Source organism: Achromobacter anxifer (assembly GCF_903652925.1).
In the GTDB taxonomy this organism is placed as follows: domain Bacteria; phylum Pseudomonadota; class Gammaproteobacteria; order Burkholderiales; family Burkholderiaceae_B; genus Achromobacter; species Achromobacter anxifer.
Genome location: NZ_CAHLAR010000004.1, coordinates 339,164 through 358,693, shown reverse-complemented (window position 1 = coordinate 358,693; position 19,530 = coordinate 339,164). Strand labels below are relative to the sequence as shown.

Annotated in this window: 13 protein-coding genes and 1 pseudogene; 6 read left to right on the top strand and 8 right to left on the bottom strand. The window is 67.5% G+C overall.

What is annotated here, in order from left to right; genetic code table 11:
- The first annotated feature begins 8 nt into the window (after positions 1 to 8).
- On the top strand, positions 9 to 2,543 hold the full coding sequence (gene ligD, locus HWY37_RS14705) for a DNA ligase D (RefSeq protein ID WP_176088918.1): 2,535 nt from the start codon (positions 9 to 11) through the stop codon (positions 2,541 to 2,543).
- 49 nt (positions 2,544 to 2,592) lie between these two features.
- On the opposite strand, the gene HWY37_RS14700 is transcribed toward ligD, so the two are convergent.
- Positions 2,593 to 3,216, bottom strand: a complete 624-nt coding sequence (locus HWY37_RS14700) for a DUF4142 domain-containing protein (protein WP_175205687.1) — start codon at positions 3,214 to 3,216, stop codon at positions 2,593 to 2,595.
- A gap of 28 nt (positions 3,217 to 3,244) precedes the next feature.
- Positions 3,245 to 3,835 (bottom strand): hypothetical protein, encoded by a 591-nt coding sequence (locus tag HWY37_RS14695; RefSeq protein ID WP_175205686.1) that lies wholly within the window; start codon positions 3,833 to 3,835, stop codon positions 3,245 to 3,247.
- 155 nt (positions 3,836 to 3,990) lie between these two features.
- Here HWY37_RS14695 and HWY37_RS14690 point away from each other — a divergent pair, with 155 nt between their 5' ends.
- Positions 3,991 to 4,275: a DUF378 domain-containing protein gene (locus HWY37_RS14690; RefSeq protein ID WP_176088917.1), complete on the top strand. Its 285-nt coding sequence runs from the start codon at positions 3,991 to 3,993 to the stop codon at positions 4,273 to 4,275.
- A 280-nt stretch (positions 4,276 to 4,555) separates the two neighbouring features.
- On the opposite strand, the pseudogene HWY37_RS14680 reads toward HWY37_RS14690, so the two are convergent.
- Positions 4,556 to 5,902, bottom strand: a pseudogene (locus HWY37_RS14680) (sigma-54-dependent transcriptional regulator); the annotation flags it as partial.
- A gap of 183 nt (positions 5,903 to 6,085) precedes the next feature.
- On the opposite strand from HWY37_RS14680, the gene HWY37_RS14675 reads away from it, so the two are divergent.
- Positions 6,086 to 7,096, top strand: coding sequence for a sigma-54 interaction domain-containing protein (locus tag HWY37_RS14675; protein ID WP_277354211.1), 1,011 nt, complete (start codon positions 6,086 to 6,088; stop codon positions 7,094 to 7,096).
- 170 nt (positions 7,097 to 7,266) lie between these two features.
- Complete coding sequence (locus tag HWY37_RS14670) at positions 7,267 to 8,706, top strand: RNA polymerase factor sigma-54 (protein ID WP_258128653.1); 1,440 nt, start codon at positions 7,267 to 7,269, stop codon at positions 8,704 to 8,706.
- A gap of 35 nt (positions 8,707 to 8,741) precedes the next feature.
- Here HWY37_RS14670 and HWY37_RS14665 read toward each other — a convergent pair whose 3' ends face one another.
- From HWY37_RS14665 to HWY37_RS14655, 3 genes are all read right to left on the bottom strand, one after another.
- Positions 8,742 to 11,735: a PAS domain S-box protein gene (locus HWY37_RS14665; RefSeq protein WP_176088916.1), complete on the bottom strand. Its 2,994-nt coding sequence runs from the start codon at positions 11,733 to 11,735 to the stop codon at positions 8,742 to 8,744.
- 94 nt (positions 11,736 to 11,829) lie between these two features.
- Positions 11,830 to 12,540, bottom strand: a complete 711-nt coding sequence (locus HWY37_RS14660; protein WP_175205683.1) for a DUF2325 domain-containing protein — start codon at positions 12,538 to 12,540, stop codon at positions 11,830 to 11,832.
- Between the two features lie 86 nt (positions 12,541 to 12,626).
- Positions 12,627 to 13,943 carry an MFS transporter gene (locus HWY37_RS14655; protein WP_175205682.1) on the bottom strand — a complete coding sequence of 439 codons (1,317 nt, stop codon included), beginning with the start codon at positions 13,941 to 13,943 and terminating at the stop codon, positions 12,627 to 12,629.
- A 105-nt stretch (positions 13,944 to 14,048) separates the two neighbouring features.
- Here HWY37_RS14655 and HWY37_RS14650 point away from each other — a divergent pair, with 105 nt between their 5' ends.
- Entirely contained in the window at positions 14,049 to 14,939 is an 891-nt protein-coding gene (locus HWY37_RS14650) for a LysR family transcriptional regulator (RefSeq protein WP_176088915.1), read from the top strand.
- Between the two features lie 164 nt (positions 14,940 to 15,103).
- On the top strand, positions 15,104 to 16,756 hold the full coding sequence (locus tag HWY37_RS14645; protein WP_246302301.1) for a mucoidy inhibitor MuiA family protein: 1,653 nt from the start codon (positions 15,104 to 15,106) through the stop codon (positions 16,754 to 16,756).
- Between the two features lie 5 nt (positions 16,757 to 16,761).
- Here HWY37_RS14645 and HWY37_RS14640 read toward each other — a convergent pair whose 3' ends face one another.
- Both HWY37_RS14640 and HWY37_RS14635 read right to left on the bottom strand, forming a co-directional pair.
- A complete protein-coding gene (locus HWY37_RS14640; RefSeq protein WP_246302300.1) occupies positions 16,762 to 18,063 on the bottom strand; it encodes a ferredoxin reductase family protein in 1,302 nt (433 codons plus the stop codon).
- Between the two features lie 189 nt (positions 18,064 to 18,252).
- Complete coding sequence (locus tag HWY37_RS14635) at positions 18,253 to 19,479, bottom strand: EAL domain-containing response regulator (RefSeq protein WP_175205680.1); 1,227 nt, start codon at positions 19,477 to 19,479, stop codon at positions 18,253 to 18,255.
- Between the last annotated feature and the right edge of the window lie 51 nt (positions 19,480 to 19,530).

Below are 19,530 nucleotides of genomic sequence, written 5' to 3'. Positions count from 1 at the left end.
GAGCAGACATGTCGGAACCGTTGGCCCAGTACCGCAAGAAGCGCGATTTTCTCGGCAGCCGCGAACCTCGCGGCAAGGTCCCAAGGGCCCGCGCGGGACAGCCTCTGTCCTTCGTGGTCCAGCGGCATCAGGCGCGGAGCCTGCACTACGACTTTCGCCTGGAAGTCGACGGCGTGCTGGTGAGCTGGGCGGTGCCCAAGGGCCCCAGCCGCGATCCCGACGTCAAGCGGCTTGCCGTCAAGGTGGAGGATCACCCGCTGGAGTACGGCAAATTCGAAGGCGACATCCCGCAAGGTCATTACGGCGCCGGGCATGTGGACATCTGGGACCGGGGCGCCTGGACGCCGGACGGCGATCCTGGCCGAGGCCTGGCCAAGGGACACCTGCGCTTCACTCTGCATGGCGGCAAGCTCAAGGGTGAATGGGCCTTGCTGCGCCTGGGCAAGGACGACAAGCAATGGCTGTTGCGCAAGCTGGACGACGAGGACACGGTGCCTGGTGATGACGCGGAAGCATCTCCGCGTAGCCGCAACGCCGCCGCCGGGCCCGCCAGGAGCGCCAAGAGCGTCAGAGCCGCGACGGCGGCGATACCCGCGCAGAAGGCGACTGAACCGGTGAAGCGGTCGGCTAAAGCAGCGAAGACGGCCGCGACGTCCGCAAGGAAGCCGGCAAAGAAGTCTGCCTTCCCGGCCAGCCTCGCCCCGCAGCTGGCAACCCTGGTCGATGCGCCGCCCTCTGGCGATGGCTGGTCCTATGAAATCAAGTACGACGGCTACCGCATCCTGTGTCGCATCCGCAATGGCCTCGTGCGCCTGGTCAGCCGCAGCGGCAAGGACTGGAGCGACCGCATGGCCGAGCTTGCCGCAGCCTTGGGCGCGCTGAACCTGCCCGACGGCTGGATCGACGGCGAGGTCGTCTGCCTGGATGAACGCGGCGTGTCGGATTTCCAGCTGCTGCAGAATGCCCTCGATGGCCAGACCGCGGATCTGCGCTTCATGGCATTCGATCTGCCCTGGTGGGATGGCGCGGACCTGCGCGGCCTGCCTTTGTCCGAACGCCAGTCGCTGCTGGCGTCGGTCCTGGCGGAACTGCCTGACGACAGTCCGCTGCGCATGACGCAGCGGCTGGAGGCGACGGGCGAGGCCGAAGGCCGCGCCGCCTGGGAACAGGCCTGCAGCCTGGGCCTGGAGGGCCTGATCTGCAAGCGGCTCGACTCGCCTTACACCGAAGGCCGCGGCATGGCCTGGCTGAAGCTCAAGTGCCGCCCGCGACAGGAGTATGTCATCGGCGGCTACACGAGCCCCGGTGGCGCGCGCAAGCACTTCGGCGCATTGCTGGTCGGCCTGCGCAAGGGATCCAAGCTGAGCTATGCGGGCCGCGTAGGCACGGGTTTCAATGCCGAAACCCTGGCGTCGTTGCACAGGAAGATGCAAGCGCTGGAAACCCGGACCAGCCCTTTCACAGGCCCCCTGCCCGGCCCCGGCCGTTATGGACGCGGCGCAGGCGTGGTGCATTGGGTGAAGCCGGAACTGGTGGCGGAAATCCGCTACGCCGCCATTACCCAGGACCAGTTGCTGCGCCAGGCTTCGTTCGTCGGACTGCGCGAGGACAAGCCGGCGCGCGAAGTCAGCGGCGAAGCGCCAGCCCGCGCGTCAGCCGTGGCGCGCCTGGCCGGCAACCGCGTCGGCAAGATTCTGATCAGCCACCCGGATCGCGTGGTCATACACGAACCGGACACCAGCAAGCTGGATCTGGCCCGCTACTACGAAGCCGCCGGTCCCCTGCTGTTGCCGCATTTGCAGGGCCGGCGCATCGCGCTCTTGCGCTGTCCGGACGGCACGGACGGGACCTGTTTTTTCCAGAAGCACATCGCAGGCAAATTGCCGGCAGGCCTGGAACGCGACGGCGAGCACCTGTTGGTCCGCTCGCTGGATGGCGTCCTGGCCCTGGTGCAGCGCGGGGTCATCGAGTTTCACACCTGGGGCGCCCGCGCGCCGCGCAACGGCGAGCCCGACCGCATCACCATAGACCTGGATCCGGGGGATGACGTCTCCTGGCAGACGCTGGTGGAAGGCGCGCAGCTGGCGCGCGGCCTGATGCAGGAAGTCGGCCTCGCGCCCTTCCTCAAGACCACCGGCGGCAAGGGCCTGCACCTGGTTGCGCCGATCCGCCCGACCCAGCCCTGGGACACCGTCAAGGCCTTGGCCCGCGCGCTGGCCGATGAACTGGCGCGCGTGATTCCGCAACGCTACACGGCCAATATGGCCAAGGCGCAACGCCACGGCCGCATCTTCGTGGACTATCTGCGCAACGGCAATGGCGCCACGGCCATTGCCGCCTTCTCTGCGCGGGCGCGTCCTGGCGCGCCGGTATCCATGCCGATGGCGTGGGATGCGCTGGATCCCGCTCACGACCTGCGCGGCGCCGCCTGCAACATACGCAACGCCGTCGCGCTTGCGCAGGAAAGGCCCGATCCCTGGCGCGGCTATGACGCCGCGCGCAAGACAGTGGGGCCGCGCATGCAGAAGAAGCTGGGGCTCTAGCCGGGGCGTCGCGGCGCAGGGGCGGCGATCAAGGCTACGGGATCCTTCGTCACCTTGCCGGCGCGATCGACGACGCAGGCGCGTCGCGGGACGCGGGCGACACTGCCGGCGCCTCGCCCTTGACGGCGGGCTGGATCTTGTCCGGTTCGGCGGGCGGGCCGCGTTGAAGTTTGCGGCTCATCGCCAGATGCTCGGCCAGCGCCGGCAGCGCGCGCACCGCGAAATCGCGCACCTGCGGATCCTTGGATTCGCGCGCCGCCGTCTCGTACAGGCGGTTGGCCATGGTGTGCGCGTCCACGGCAGCCTTTTCGATATAGAGCGTATCGAAGTCGGGCCCGGTCCTGTCGCCCAGCTGCTCCAGCGTGCGGCGGTCGGGCTCGGAGGGCTCGTCTGGCAGCTTCACCTGCTTGCGCCCGGCCAGCGTTGTCAGCTCCGCGTCCAGGGCTCGGTGCTGTTCCAGCATCTTCGCGGCAAAGGCCTTGACCTCGCCGTCCGCCGCGCGTTTTTCCGCCAGCCTTGCCGCCTGCTCCTCGAACATGCCGGAAGCCGCCGCGGCCTGCAGGAAGCGCGCGTCCGGTTCCGCCAGTTCCTGTGCCTGCGCGCCGCCCAGCAGGCCCGGCGCGGCAAACAGGCAGAGCGCGGCCACGGCGCACATCCAAGTCGTCTTCTTCATCCTTGTCTCCCGGGACGATCGCCCATTCCTAGTTCGCCATCGTCGGCGCATCCACGCGCCGGGGCGGAATCAGGGGGTCGAAATCTTCCCATTTGCCATTCAACCAGCGGCCCTGCGCGCGTTCGATGTCCTGCCCGCCCGCCGCCTTCAACACGCTCCTGGCCAGCGCGTCGCGCTCGGGCGGCACATGCAACGCCAGCATGACGCCAGCCTGACGCACATCGGGATGGACCTCATTGGGCTCCAGCAAGGCCCCAGGCCTGCGGCGGCCTCGTCCCACCACCCAGAGCGCGCCCGCCAATGCCCCCAGGTACGCGCCGACGCCCGCGGCTGCGATGACGATCAGCACCGATGCGCCGACGCGCGCGGCAATCAGCCCGCCCAACAGCGCAAATGCCAGGCCCAGGCCCGAGGCGCCCGCCACGGCGCCAAAATGGCCGCCCTTGGCATCGGGGTCGGCCACGCGGTCTCCGCCGATGGGAAAGCGCGCGTGCTCGCCCGCCGTATTGATGTAGAAGGTATGGATGTCGTCTTCGGTGAACCCCTCGTCGCATAGCTTGTGGGCCGCCGTGGCGGCCTGGTCGAAGGTGTCGAATCTGGCGGCAACGATCAAGGACATTGCGTACTCCCGCGTCGGTCATTGGCCTTGTCGGCAGCAAGCGCCATGCCTGCCCATGGGCATGGCGCTTGCTATGGGTGCTGTGGTCTTGCGCGGAATGCGCAGGCAGCCCATCCGCAGTCCCGCCCCTGACATCCCGCGAAGAGGAAACCCGCATGGACATGCCCGGCAACAACGAAGCTTTTTCCGAGGCGGAAGAAGAAACCGCCCCATCATCAACGCTGCTCGACGCGCGCAGTCTCTCGGTCCTGGATTGGTCGGCGCTGATCGCCGTCGTGGCCGGAGGCCTGAATTCCGGCTTGATCGCCGCCGTGGACCTGGACGTCTTCGCCCGGGTTCTGCCGTGGGCGGCGGCTACCCGCTGTGTCTACGGACTGATCGGATTGGCGGCGCTGTACAGCGTGGTCTTGCTGTTCCGGCTGGGTGAAGCGCCAGACTGAGGCGCGACGGCCGCTATTTGTCGGCCGGGCGCTTGCCTGGGTACTGGCCGCCTTCCTCATACGGAGCGCCCTTGTCGTTGGGCTTCTTGTCCGACTCGCGTCGGGGCGCGGCCGGTTGTTGCCCCGAGCCGGGCTTGTCCGCGCCGAACTGGCCGCTGCGGTGCGCAGCTTCCGTTTCCGTGCGCGGCGCATTGGCCTTGGGTTGCGCACGATCCGTTTCCACCTTGCTCTTGTCTGCCTGCTTGCTTGCCATGACGGTCTCCTTGAGGTCCAACGGTGTCGCTGCCACAGGCTTGAGGCCGGACGCGGCATATTCCTCAAGCCGGTTGTAGAGCGTCTTGGGACTGATGCCGAGCACGGTGGCCGCCTGCTTCTTGACGCCGTTGCAGCGCTCCAGCGTCGCCAGGATCAGGCGCCGGTCCGCTTCCGCCAGCGTTTCTCCCACCGGGACGTTGACGTGCCCGCCTTCTCCGTCGGCCGCGGGCGACACCCGCGGCGTCAGCATTTCGGCGTCCAGGCTGTCGCCGTCCGCCATGATGAAGGCGCGGCGCACATAGTTCTTGAGTTCCCGCACATTGCCCGGCCAGGCATGCTGCTGGAGCGCCTCGACCGCGCGCGGCGAGAACGCCTTGCTCTTTCCTGACTCCTGGTTCAGCGCCTCCAGGAATCGGTTGGCCAGAAAGAGGATATCGTCGCCGCGCTCGCGCAGCGCGGGTAACTTGATCGGAAAAACGCTCAGGCGGTAATAGAGGTCCTCGCGCAGCTTGCCTTCCCGCACGGCCTGCTCGGGATCGCGATTGGTGGCCGCGATGATCCGGATGTCGCACGCGATTTCGCGGTTGGTGCCCACGCGCATGAACTGCCCGGTTTCGAGCACGCGCAAGAGCTTGACCTGCAGGTCGAGCGGCATTTCGGTGACTTCGTCCAGAAACAGCGTGCCGCCGTCGGCGCGCTCGAAATAGCCTTTGTGCTGCCGGTCGGCGCCCGTGAAGCTGCCACGTTCGTGGCCGAACATCTCGCTTTCGATCAGGTTGGGAGAGATCGCGCCGCAGTTCACCGCGATCAGCGGCCGCTGACGGCGCGCACTGAGCTCGTGGATGGCGTGGGCCGCCAACTCCTTGCCCGTTCCGCTTTCGCCTATCAGCAGCGTCGTGACGTTGGTGGGCGCTACGCGCCCGATCTGGCGGTAAAGATCCTGCATGCAGGCGGACGCGCCGTACATCTTGCCGTAGCGTCCGGGTTCCTCGAACGGCGCGCCGCGCAGATCGCTGCCTGAACTCGCGCTGACTCGCGCGAGAATGCCGTTCAGGCGCTCCATGCAGATGGGCTTGACCAAATAATCGGTGGCGCCCAGGCGCAGCGCCTGCACCGCGTTGTCGACGGTGCCGTGACCCGTCATCACCACCACTTCCGCGCTGGCGGCGGCTTCGTTCTTGAAAATGTCCATACCGCTGCCTTCCGGCAGGCGGATATCGGTCAGCACCAGATCGGGCGCATGCCGGTCCAGCTGGATCAGCGCGTCCTTGACGCTTGCGGCCAGGGCCACCGAAAAGCCGCTTTCGCGGCCCAGCTCGGCCAGGGTTTCCCGGATCGCGGGATCATCGTCAACGATCAGCAGATGAGGCATGCTTGCTCCGTGTCGCGGATGTTGCGGTAAGAGGTCCAGCATAGCGATTGCGGGCGGCGCATGGGCAGATGCCCGACACTTTCGATGAACATTTTCGAATGCTTGCAAATCGTCGCATACCCTTCTGTCCGCGCCTTCTAGCATGGAAGGACCCTCATGGCCCTGCGGGGCCAAGGAATCGATATGCCGAACCGCAGCACCAGGACCGCAAGCGTAGAGGCGCCCGCGCCTGCCGACGAGCTTCTGGACGCGCCCGGCCTGTCCCCGGTGATGCGCAAGCTTGGCGCGCAATTGCAACTGGCCGCGGCCACGGACGCCAGCGTCTTCATCGTGGGCGAAAGCGGAACCGGCAAGGAGATCGTGGCCCGCGCGATCCATGACGCCAGTGAACGGCGGGAGCAGCCCTTCGTGGCCGTGAATTGCGGCGCCATCAGCGGCAGCCTGGCGCATGCCGAACTGTTCGGTCATGAAAAAGGCAGCTTTACCGGTGCGATCGCCCAGAACGCCGGCTACTTCGAATACGCCAGCGGCGGCACCCTGTTCCTGGACGAGGTCACTGAGATGCCGCCGGACCTCCAGGTCAATTTCCTACGCGTGCTGGAGGCCGGCACCTACCAGCGCGTGGGCGGCTCCGATCTCCTGCGCGCCAATGTGCGCATCATCTGCGCCAGCAACCGCGATCCGCACGCCTCGGTCGCCGAAGGCAGGCTGCGCCAGGACTTCCTGCATCGCCTGCTGGTGATCCCTCTGCGGGTGCCCGCCCTGCGCGAACGCGGCGACGACGCGCTGATGCTGGCGCACTGGTTCCTGGATACCTTGAACGAGGCGAACGGTACGCGGAAGGCTTTCTCCCTGCGCATGCTGGAAGCGATCTCCCGGCACGACTGGCCCGGCAATGTGCGCGAGTTGCGCAACGCGGTGCAGCGCGCATACATCCTGGCCGATGGCGAACTGGAAACTGATCTGCCGGCCGGGATGCGGGACGAGCGGCGGGCGCTGCTGCGCGATGGCGCCCTGACGCTGCCTGTCGGCATGCCGCTGGCCGAAGCGCAGCGCGCGTTCATCCTGGCGACGCTGGCGCATCACGCGGGCGACAAGCGCATTGCCGCCGAGACGCTGGGCCTCAGTCTGAAGACCCTCTACAACCGGCTGGAGGAATACGACAAGGACGAGCGGCCTCCGGTCCAGTCCTGAAGCGCCGTTCCGCTCCAGGCGCAGGAAGGCAGTTCTTACCATCCTTTTGTAATAGTGAGCCTGGTCTGCGCGGGCTGGGCCGCCGTCCGGCCCGCCGGAGTACTTGGCACGATCTTTGCGTGCATACAAGAACAGGCACCGCGCCGGTGCCACGCAACCAGGAGATCGGATTGGCCTACCCCACGCAAGAATTGCGCATGCGCCAGCAAATGACGCTGGCGCCTCGCCTGCAACAGTCGATCAAGCTGCTGCAGATGTCCGCGCTGGAGTTCACCACGGCCGTCGAGCAGGCCTTGGCCAACAATCCGTTCCTGGAGGACGCCGACGAGCAGGACGCCGAGCAGGCGCCAGCCGCGGGAGACCTCTCCCCTGCTTCGGATGAAGCCATGCCGGTCGAGCCGGAATCCGCGACTCCGCCGGAGCCGCAACCCGCCGACGCGCCCGCCTACTCCGGTGACTACCCGACGCGCGGCCAAGGGGATGGCGCGGACCGCGATCAGACGCTCTGGGTCGCGTCGACGCTATCGCTGAACCAGCGCCTGTCCCAGGAGTTGGGCAACTACAAGCTGGAAGCGCGCGACCGCCGCCTGGCGGAATACATCGTCGACGCATTGGACGAGGACGGCTACCTGCGGGTCCCCATGGAAAGCCTGTGGGGCGACGCGCGCGGCGAGACCGGCGCGATGCCCGACGAGAGCGAATGGCGGACGGCGCTGCGCCTGGTGCAGCAACTCGACGTGCCCGGATTGGCTGCGCGCGACCTCGCGGAATGCCTGTCGCTGCAGCTGGCGGCGGCCACGGGCCTGCAGGAAGATATCCGCGCCCTGGCAATGCGGATCGTGCAGGAACAGCTCGATCGGCTGGCCAGGAACGATAGCCCGGGCCTGCGCCAGAAGCTGGGTTGCAGCGAGGACGCATTGCGCGAGGCCTGCGCGCTGATCCGCAGCCTTGACCCCAAGCCTGGCGGCCGGTATAGCGCCGATGCGCCCATCTACGTGGTTCCCGACGTGTTCGTCGACAAGTGGCAATCGCGCTGGCGCGTGCTGCCCAACCGCAACGCCATGCCGCAGGCGCGGCTGCACCAGACCTATGCCGAACTGTTCAGGCGGGCGCGGCTCAACGACCGCAGTCCCATGGCCCAGGAGTTGCAGGAAGCCCGCTGGCTCGTGCGCAACGTCGAACAACGCTACGTCACGATCCAGCGCGTGGCGGAAGCCATCGTCAAGCGCCAGCAGACGTTTTTCGAGTATGGCGACGTCGCCTTGCGGCCGCTGATGCTGCGCGAGGTGGCCGACGATCTGGACATGCATGAATCCACCGTGTCGCGGGCCACCATCGGCAAATACATGGTGACGCCCCGCGGGGTTTTCGAATTCCGCCACTTCTTCTCCCGCGAACTGGCGACGGATACCGGCGGCTCATGCTCCGCCACCGCGGTGCGCGCCTTGATCAAGGAAATGGTCGAGGCCGAGGACCCGGCGATGCCGCTATCCGATGTCACCCTGACCCAGCAACTGGCCGCCAACGGGATACTTCTGGCGCGCCGCACGGTGTCGAAGTATCGCGGCCAATTGCGCGTGCCTCCTGCGGAATTGCGGCGCCGTCATTAAGACCAGTGCGAGGCTTGTTTCAGTTTGAACAAGCCCTAGTCGTCCTGGCTGGCGCCGCGCGGTCCCGTATCCAGCATCCGTTGCACGCGATCGGACAGCTTGTCGAGCTGAAAAGGCTTCACGATCAGCTCCAGTCCCTGTTCCAGGAAACCCTGGCTGCGCGCCGCGCTTTCCGCGTAGCCCGTCATCAGCAGCACGCGCAGGCCGGGGCGTGCCACCCGCGCCGCATCTGCCAACTGCCGGCCGTTGATTCCCGGCAATCCCACATCCGTGACAAGCAGGTCGATGCCGCGGTCGGACTGGACCAGTTCAAGTCCCGCCTCGCCATCCTCCGCGGTCAGCACTTCCAGGCCGAGTTCCGCCAGGCATTCGCGCACCATCTCGCGCACGTTCGCGTCGTCTTCCACCACCAGGACCGCTTCCTTGCGCGCGGCGCCGGGCGCGGCCGCCGGCGCAAGCTCTCCGTGCGGCGCGCTTTCGGGCAGACCGTCGTAGCGCGGCAGGAACAGCCTCACCGTGGTTCCCACGTCCACCGCGCTCTCCAGGCCTGCCGCGCCGCCGGCTTGTTTCGCAAAGCCGTAGATCATGGACAGTCCCAAGCCGGTGCCCTGGCCCAGGGGTTTGGTGGTGTAGAAAGGATCGAAGGCGTGGGCCAGCACATCGGGCGTCATGCCGCAGCCTGCGTCTTGCACCGCGACCTCCACGAAGCGTCCGGCATGCTCGCTGGCGCATTGCAGCAACAACGGGTCTTGCGGTTCGACGTTGCGCGCCGTGACCGTCAACGCGCCGCCATTCGGCATGGCGTCGCAGGCGTTGATCACCAGGTTCAGCATGGCGTTCTCGAACTGGTTCTTGTCGCAGCGCACGGTCCACAATTCCGGCTGCAGCTCCAGCCGCAGATCCACCCGTTCGCCGGTGTAGCGGTGGAACAAGGCCACCATGGATTGCAGCGCGGAAGCCACGCAGAACGGCTTCGGATCGATGGGCTGGCGGCGCGAGAAGGTCAGCAGCCGCTGCGTCAGGTGCGCCGCCCGGTTGGCCGAATCCATGGCCACCTCGACGAAGCGCAAGGCCTGCTCCGGCGCGCCCGCCGTGACCTTGCGCTGAACCAGGTACAGGGCGCCGGAGATCCCTTGCAGCATATTGTTGAAGTCGTGGGCGATGCCGCCGGTCAGCCGTCCCACCGCTTCCATTTTTTGCGACTGCCGCAGGGCATTCTCGGTATCGCGCAGGGCCTCGGCCTGTTGCTTCAGATCCGTGTCGTCCCGTCCGGTGACGTACAGGCTGTCCTGCGCCCAGGACATGCTCCAGGTAATCCAGCAATAGCTGCCGTCGCGCTTGATCATCCGGTTCTCGAGGTGCCTGGCGCCAGGGCGCGGCCCCACATCGCCCGAAGCCCAGCTCCAGGCAGCCAAGGTTGGCGTCAGATCGTCCGGATGGACCAGTTCGCCAAGCTCCATGCCCATGAACTGATCGGGCGTCCAGCCCAGGATGAGGCGCACCGCCGGGTTGACGCTGACAAACCGCCCTTGCCGGTCGATCACCGCCAGCAGCTCCGGCGACAGGCGCCAGATCCTGTCGCGTTCGGCGATTGCGCGTTCGACGCGTTGCTCCAGCGTGCGCGCGTATTGCGAACGCTCGACGGCGCCGCACATGCGTTCGGCCACGTCCTCGATGAAGGCGATGTCGCTCCCTTTGAGACGGCTGTCCGCCGAAGGGCATGCCAGCAACGCCCCTCCCTGCCTGCCCCAGCGCCGCAACGGCACCACGATCGCCCATGGGCGGATCTCGCCACCCGCTTCTCCGAGCAAGGGGGCCAGGTACGTTGTGCGCCCCTGGCGCAACGCCGCCTGATAGTCGTCCCCCAGCGTATGCGGCGGCTGTCCGGCAAGCGTCGGGCCGGGAGGCCAGGCCGAAGAAACGGCGGGCGGCTGGCTCTCGCTCTCGGCATCCAGCACCGCAACCTGGCTCAGCGCCAGATGCTGGCATAGGCCTTCGCAGGCGGCCTGCTCGATGTCCTCCTGACGGTGCAGTTCACGCATGCGGTCGCCCAGCGCGGCCAGGTAGTTCTTGCGGTGCTGCCCCTCCCACAATTCCGCTTCCGCCGTCTTGCGCGCCGTGACGTCCAGGAACAGCGCCATCATTCTGCCGGGACCGTCCTTGCGGGCGCGCGCTTCATACCAGGCTTCCTTGGGAGCTGGCACCATGAACTCGAACTGGGTAGGCTCGCCCGTTTGCACCACCTGGGCGAAGGTATCCATGATCTGCCCAGGCACGCCCGGGATCATTTCACGCAGGGTATGGCCCAGGGTGTCGCCTTCCTTCATGCCCGTCTGGCGCTCGAAGGCGGGATTCACTTCCAGGAAACGGAAATCGACGATGCGGCCGGCATCGTCGAGCAGCGCCTCGCTGAGGAAAAACGCCTCCTGCATGCCCTCGAACATGGCGCGCCAGCGCTCGCCGCTATGGCGCAGCGCTTGTTCCGTCAGATGGCGTTCGATCGCCAGGGCAGCGCTGCGCGTGACCAGCGCGATGGCATCGATGTCGTGGCCGGACGGCGAGCGCGCCAGGCCGTAGTAGTTTGAGAACACGCCCAGCAGGCGTCCGTCGGGCGCCTTGATCGGCGTCGACCAGCAGGCGCGCAGGCCATGCGCCAACGCAAGGTCCCGCCATTGGTCCCAGCCCGGATGCGAGGCGATGTCTTCCACGTATACCGGATTGCCCGTGTAGGCCGCCGCCCCCCAGGATGCCGTGCCGGCCTCGATGGGCACCTTGCGCACGGCGGCGTTGTATGCCGCCGGCAGGCTGGGCGCGGCTCCATGCACCAGGAAACAGCCGGTCTCGTCCACCAGCGCTATCGATGTCCGTAATTCCACGCTGGATTGGGCCTCGATCGCGTGCAGCACGTGTTCCAGCACCTCGCCCAGCGGCATGCCGGCGGCTATGCGCTGCAGCATGATGCGTTCATCCTCCAGGCGGGCAAGCGTGTCCGTCCAGGGCAGCGCCACTCGGTCTCGCTTGGTCAGCATGTCGGCCCCCTTGCCCCAGACTGTATTGCGGGCGCGGCCGCGCAGCCGAAACGCTAGGTAACCCGACGCTACGGTTCACGCGTCGACGGCCTGCTCAGCCGCCGGATTTTTCCGTTTGCCGTTCCAGCCGCAGCGCATGCAGCGCTTCCGGCTTGTCGACCAGCACGCATTGCTTGCCGGTGCGGGTGCAATGGTCCTTCACGCGCCAGTAGGCGCCATGGCTGACGCAGCCCGTCTGGCAGATCACCAGGTCCGCCGCGACCAGGCTGGCCTCAAGCGCCTCGCCGTCGGCGTCCATGTCGGCGTCATGATTGACGCAACGTCCGCCGGCCTGCTCCACCGCCTTGCGCGTCAGCGCAAGGGCCATGGCGTCCACGCCCACGCACAGGACAGCTTTCTCGCGCAAGGCGACCGACGATGGCGCGGGCCGCCACGCGGGCGGCTCCGTCAGGGTCTCCAGCTGGCGCGCGGCGGCGCTGGTCCGGCCTTGCCAGGCCAGGCGTTCGCGCATCAGGGATTGCACCCGCTCCATCAGTTGCGCGACGCTGCGCGCCAGCGCCACGCGCCTGGGCAGGCCGGGTATGGAGGTCTCCAGCGCCTTGCGGTCCTCGCGCTCCCAGGCCAGGGCGCTATCGCGCAGGATGACGGCGGCGCGCAGGCGCATGGCCTCGCTTTCCAGGTAAAGGATCCGCGCCGCCTGCGCGGCCAGCAGCCGGCTGCAATGCGATTGGGCCTGGCCGTAGGCGGCAAGCAGCGCGGCGTGTTCGCGCTGCAGGGTCTGGCTGTCGGGAGAAGTTGGATGCATCGCGGCCCTCGGATCTGGAGTGGGATGGCGCTCGCCGAGCGTGCCGCAAATTATAAATGAGAATTACTAGCTTTTAGGCCGCCAGCCTAGGAGGCCCCGCCTCCCAGGGGGGCCGAGGCCGGCGCGCGGCCCGTGCGCCAGTACAGGCGGGCGCTGATCGCCAGCGCCAGGACCAGCAGCCCGCCTGCCATCGCCGCCACGCCGGGCCACAGTCCCGTCGTCCAGAAATGCCCGCCCAAGGCCCCGAGCACGCTGGACCCCACGTAGTACACCAGCAGGTAGAGCGAGGCCGCCAGCGCCTTGTAGCCGCGCGCCATCTGCCCCACCCAGCCGCTGGCGACCGCGTGAGCCGCGAAGAAGCCGAAGGTGAACACGACGATGCCGGCCACCAGGACGATCAGCGAGTCGGACAGGGTCAGCAATAGGCCCGCCAGCGCCAGGCCGGTGGCCGCCGACAGCATCGCGCCGCGCCCGTGGCGGTCGGCCAGGCGGCCGAACCAGGTCGAGGCGAAGATGCCCACCAGATAGACCACGAAGATGAAGCCGATGAAGGTCTGGCTGAGCGAGAACGGCGGCAGCAGCAGGCGGAAGCCGACGTAGTTGTAGACGGTGACGAACGCGCCCATCAGAAGGCCGCCCAGCGCAAACAGGCCGCACAAGGGGCCGTTCTTCAGGTGCGTGGCCGCGCCGGTACGCACGTCGCCCCATACGCCCGCCCAGCCCCTGCCGCGTTGCGGCGCAAAGTTGCGCGACGGGGGCAGCAGCCAGATGAACAGCGCCGCCGCCACGATCCCGACCATGCCCAGCGTGCCCAGCGCGGCACGCCAGCCATAATGATCCGACACCAGGCCGGTGATGACCCGGCCGGACAGTCCGCCGAAGGCGCTGCCGCCGATGTACAGGCCCATGGCGAATCCCAGGGTGCCTGGCTCCACCTCTTCGGCCAGATAGGCCATGGCCACGGCTGGCACGCCGCCCATCGCCACGCCTTGCAGCGCGCGCAACGCCAGCAGGCTGTGCCAGTCCGGCGCCGCCGCGGCAATGGTGCCCAGCACGGCCGAGGCGAACAGCGACAGCGCCATGGTGCGTTTGCGCGGCAGTGCCTGGGAAAACAGGCCCACGAAGAAAATGGCCACCGCCAGCAGGCCGGTGCACAGCGACAGCACCAGGCTGCTCTGCGCGGGCGACACGCCGAAAGCCTGGGTGAACAGCGGCATCAGGGGCTGCACGCAATACAGCAGCGAAAAGGTCGAAAAGCCTGCCGCGAACAATGCCCATTGGGCCCGTCGCAGCCCGGGCGTGCCGCGGGCCAGATGAGGAGACGATGGGATGGATGATGCAGGAGCAGACTGCGCCGGCGTGGCGGCGGTGGTGGAGGAAGAACTGGCTGTAGGGGCGGACATCGGGATTCTCGAATAGCGGCGGGCATGCAGCCCACGCCACCAAGGTAGACTTTTCGCTTGCATATGTCCAATATATGAGACTAGCCCCTACCATATATAGAAAAGATGGAACTGCGCCACCTGCGTTATTTCACGGCGGTCGCCGAGGAACTGCACTTCACGCGGGCCGCCGCCAGGTTGGGCATCGGCCAGCCGCCGCTGAGCCAGCAGATCCAGCAGCTTGAACGTGAAATCGGCACCCCGCTATTCCTGCGCCTGCCCCGCGGCATCGCGCTGACCGAGGCAGGCGCGCAATTCCTGGAAGACGCGCGCGCCATACTCGCCAGCGCCGACCGCGCCATCGACACGGCGCGGCGGCTGGGGCGCGGGGAGCGCGGCGCCATCACGGTGGGCTTCACGGCCTCGGCCGTGTTCCATCCCTATCTGCCGCGCGCCATCCGCGCCTATCGAGACCGCTATCCCGACGTGCGCGTCACGCTCACCGAAAGCAATACGGTGACGCTGCTGCGCGGCTTGCGCGCCGGCGAGGTTGACGTGGCCTTCGTGCGCCCGCCCTACGTGCTGGACGCCGAGTTCGCGTCCGAGCGCGTGCTGGACGAACCCATGCTGGTCGCCCTGCCCCCCGACCATCGCTTGAGCCGCAAGCGCAGCATCCCCATCGACGCGCTGGCGGACGAGGACTTCGTGCTTTATCCGCGCCCCATCGGCGCCGGTCTGTACGACGCGATCATGTCGGCCTGCCTGCGGGCGGGTTTCGCGCCGCGCGTGATCCAGGAGGCGCCGCAGATGGCTTCCATCGTCAGCCTGGTCGCGGCGGGCGTGGGCATTTCCGTCGTGCCCGCCGCCATGCGCCACATGGGCGCGCAAGGCATCGAGTACCGGCCGATCAAGGGCGACGCGCCGCATGCGCTGCTGGACATGGCCTACCGCCGCCATGAACGCTCGATCGCGGCGGGCAATGCGGTCGGCATGCTGCGCGAGCTTGCGCACCCCTGACAGGCGTCACCGGCGCGTCCGTGCAGACCGCCGTATCCGCCTGTCGCTTTTGTCATTTTCTGTAAAACCATGGCCAAGCCCGCAAGGTAAATTGGCGCGCTTGGCGGCCTGTCCCTCTTCCTGGACGCGCCGCTTTCGATTCCTACCTGTCTAAAGGTGACTTAGTGCGACGTACCCTTCTGGCCTTGGCCATCGCGACGATACCCGGCCTGGGCGCGGCCGCCGGGCTGGCTTCCTCCATCGGTTCCGTGACCGTCTACCAGGACCGCGCCGTCGTGACCCGCGCGGCCAGCAGCGAACTGGCGGCGGGCGAGCACGAGCTGGTGCTGGAGAAACTGCCGGCCAGCCTGCAGGAAAACTCGCTGCAGGTGTCGGCCAAGAGCACCGGCCAGGCGACGCTGCTGGACGTGAAGGTGCGCGACGCCTACCAGGCCGACACGCCCAACGAGCGCGTCAAGCAGCTGGAGGAGCAGGTGCGCAAGTTGCAGGTCCAGCAGGCGGCCCTGGACGACGAGGCGGCGGTGCTGGACAACCAGCGCGAACTGGTGCTGATGATGCAGCGCGGCGCCACGGAACCCTCCAAGGATGGCGTCCGCCTGACGCTGGACGAACTGAAGGCGATCCAGTCGTTGAGCGCGGATTCGCTGGCCAAGGCCCTGGCCGGCCTGCGCCGGGTCGCCGAACAGAAAGAGAACCTGGAGCGCGAACTGACCGCGCTGCAAAGCCAGCTGGACCAGCTGCAAAGCTCGTTGAGCCGGCGCACCAAGACCGTCACCCTGCGCGTCAACCTGGCGCGCGCGGGCAAGCTGGACCTGAACGTCTCCTACGCGGTAGCCGGCGCCCGCTGGACGCCCGCCTACGATGCGCGCCTGCGGCCCGCCGACCGCAGCGTCGACCTGGGCTACTTCGGCGTCATCCGCCAGAACACCGGCGAGGACTGGAACAACGTCAAGCTCACGCTGTCCACCGCCCGGCCCTCGCTGGGCGGCGGCGCGCCGGCGTTGCAACCCTGGATCGTCGACGTGGCGGCTCCGCCGCCGCCGATGCCGGCGCCCCGCCGTCCCGCGCCGGCCGCGGCCCCGCAGCAGGCCGAGGCCAAGATGTCGCGCGAGCGCATCCAGTCTTTTTCGGACGCGGCCGCGCCCATGGCCGAGGTGGCGCCCGAGCCGGTCGAACAAGCCACCGCCCAGGTGCAATCCGAGGCGACCAGCGCCTCGTTCCAGATCAAGAATACGGCCACCCTGCTGTCCGACAACACCACGCAGCGCGTCGCCATCGCCACCGCCAAGCTGCCGGCCACGCTCCAGTACCAGTCGACGCCGGCCCTGCGCGAAGCCATGTTCCTGACCGCGCACGCCAGCAACAACACGGACTTTCCTTTCCTGGCGGGCTCGCTGAACACCTTCCTGGACGACGCCTTCGTCGCGGCCAGCACGATGAAAGCCGTGATGCCCGGCGAGAAGCTCGAATTGGCGCTGGGCGCCGACGAGGGCATCTCCATCAAGCGCCAGCTGGTCAATCGCTTTACCGAGAGCACGGGCTTTTCCGGCAGCGGCAAGCGCGTGACCTATGAGTACAAGATCACGGTGAAGAACAACAAGGCCACCAAGGAACAGGTGTCCTTCAAGGACCGCCTGCCGATCTCGCGCAACGAGAAGATCGTGGTCAAGCTGCTCTCTCCGGCCGACCGCGAGATCAAGCGCGAAGAAGACGGCAAGCTGGTCTGGGACTGGGAAATGGAGCCCGGCAAATCGCGCGAGACCGTGCTGAAATTCTCGGTCGATTATCCGGGCGACGTGGAAGTTTCCGGCATCTGAGGCGCTCAGCGCATCTGGAAAGCTTCCTGGTGGAACAGCGCGCTCACCGGCATGCCGCGCCGGTGCAGCCCGTCCTTCAAGGCATCGGCGAATCCCGCCGGGCCGCAGAACCACACGCTGGGCCATTGCGTGCCCGGCTTGTGGTCCGCCGCCAGCTCGGCGGCGGTCAAGGGCCTCTGGGTATCGCTGTAGCGCACATGCAGGGTGACGTTCGGGACGCGCGCGCACAGCGCCTGCAGGTGGTCCGCGAACGGCGCGTCGTCGGCGTTGCGGGCGCAGTAGTACAGCGTCGCGACGGGCGCGGTGTCCGGATCGGTCTGCAGGGACTCCAGCCATGAAATGAAGGGTGTGACGCCGATGCCCGCCGCTACCCATATCTGCGACCGGCCATCGTCGCGCTGGAAGTCGAAGCAGCCGTACGGGCCTTCGATGAGCACCTGCTGCCCCACCTTCAGGCTGCGCTGCAGGCGCCGCGTGTAGTCACCCAGCGCCTTGATCGAAAACTGCACGCGCCCGGTGCCGTCGTCCGCGCCGGATACCGTGAACGGGTGCGCACCCTCGCGGCGGTCGGCGGTCAGGAAGGCGAACTGTCCGGCACGGTGATGCCAGTTGCCCTCCACCCTGCAGGTCAGCGCCAGGATGTCATCCGACAGGTGGTCGATGGCCAGCACCTGCCCCTTGTAGCGCCGCCCGCGCCCGATGTTGCCCGTCAGCGCCATCAGGGCGCAGACCGTCCCCAACGCGGTACAGAAGGCCATCAGCCATCCGGCAGGCTGCCACCACCACGCGGCCGGCGTCAGCACCACCCCATGGAAAGCGACCACCAGGAAGATCACGGCCGCGATGCGGTGGACCTGGCGCCAGATGTGATATGGAAAGCGCCGCCACAAGGTCAGCAGCACCATGGCCGCCAGGATCCATACCGCCCATTCGCCGATATCCTTGGCGGAGCCGCGGAACATGTCGAGCAAGGCCGCCGCGCGCGGCGTCTTGGGCACCGGGTCGAACAGCGCCAGCAACAAGGGCTTGCCGAGCTTGATCAGGTAGTGCGCCGCCGCCAGCGCCGCAGCCAGGATGCCGCTCCATTTGTGCAGCCGGTACATCTTGTCCAGCCCGCCCAGCCGGGTTTCGAGCCACATCGGGCGCACCGCCAGCAGCATGATCAGGGTCATGACCGCGTAGGCGCTCAAGCCGGTCAGCAGGATCAGCTGGTCGCGCGCGGTCCAGACGTTGAGTTCGGCGGGAGGCTGGGCCCAGTAGGCGCCGGCCCAGGCCAGCAAGGAAATCAGCAGAACCGCGGCCAGCATGCGTCGCATCGTTTCATCGCTCCATCTTGTGGCAGCCGCGCCACCGCGCGCGGCCCTTATGGATCAATGGTAAGGCCGGCTGGGACGGTTTTTTTCGCCGCACCGCCGTGGCCTTGATCCGGGTCAAATCCCTGGCTGGCCGGACGGATCCGGCCAGCGTCAGGATACTCCTGGATGGGGCTGAAAGGATCAGTGACTGCGGCAGAACTCGATGAAGGCGTCGGGTTCCAGCGGCACGGAGATGCAATAGCCTTGCGCGACATCGCAGCCCAATTCGCGCAACAGGGCCACGTCGCGCTCATGTTCCACCCCTTCGGCAACGACGCGCCGGCCCAGCACCCGGCCCATTTCGATGGCCGCCGCCACCACGGCCCGCGAGGCGGGCTCGCGGTGCATGTGCACGATGAAGTCGCGATCTATTTTGAGCTCGGTGAAGGGCATGGCCGAAAACAGACGCATGGACGCAATCCCCGCGCCAAAATCGTCCATCGCCAGCTCGAAGCCGCGCACCCGCAACAGGTTCAGGACCGATGACAAGGCCAGCCAGTCCGTCACGGGCTCGTCCTCGGTCAGTTCCACCTTGACTAGCCTCGCCGGCAGCCCGGCCTGACCCACCCGCTGCTCCAGCAGAGCCGGCAGATCCGGCGAGCACAGCGTCGAAGCCGAAGCATTGATGGCAATTGGTACGGCGATGTCTTCAGCGTGCATGCGCTGCAGGACTTCCAGCACGCGGTCCATCACCCGGCTGAACAAGGTGCGGTCCAGCCCCAGCCTGTGCGCGGCCGGCACGAAGTCCGCCGCCGGGATCGAGCCCAGCCCGGGGTGGTCCCAGCGCGACAGCGCCTCGGCCGCGAGCACGCGGCCCGTCGACAGGCTCATCTGCGGTTGCAGCACCACGCTCATGCCCTGGCCCGTGATCAGCGCATGGCCCAGCGCCGCCTCGATGACGTCGCGCCGCACCGAGCGCCGCCGGGGCGATTCGACATCGTCCTCGTCGACGCTGCGCAAGGCCGTCTTGATCGCCTGCTGCATGGCCGTGCGCGAAACCGGCTTCGGCAGCGCCTGCGCCGACGGACAGCCGGCCTGCAAGGCCAGCCGCACATGCGATTGCAGCAGCTCGTCGCTGAGGCTGCTGATCCAGATGATGGGCGGCATGCTCTTCAGGCGTCCGGCGTCGACCAGGCGGCGCAGCTCGTTGGGCAGCCGCGTGCCGTCGCCCTCGCCCACCACGATATCGCTGATGACCACGTCATAGAACTGGCGCGCCAGCGCGCTGATCGCCTCGGTGCTGCTGCCCAGACCGGCCACGCGGCGAAACCCCAGCGCCAGCAGCATGTTCTGCAGATAGGCGCGTTCAACCGGGTGGTCTTCGACCAGGAGTATGCGTCGGGTCCCGCCGGTTTCGGTTTTGGGCATGGTCAACCGTCCTACTCCGTATAGGGCGGGCCTTCGCAGGCGGCCGCTTGA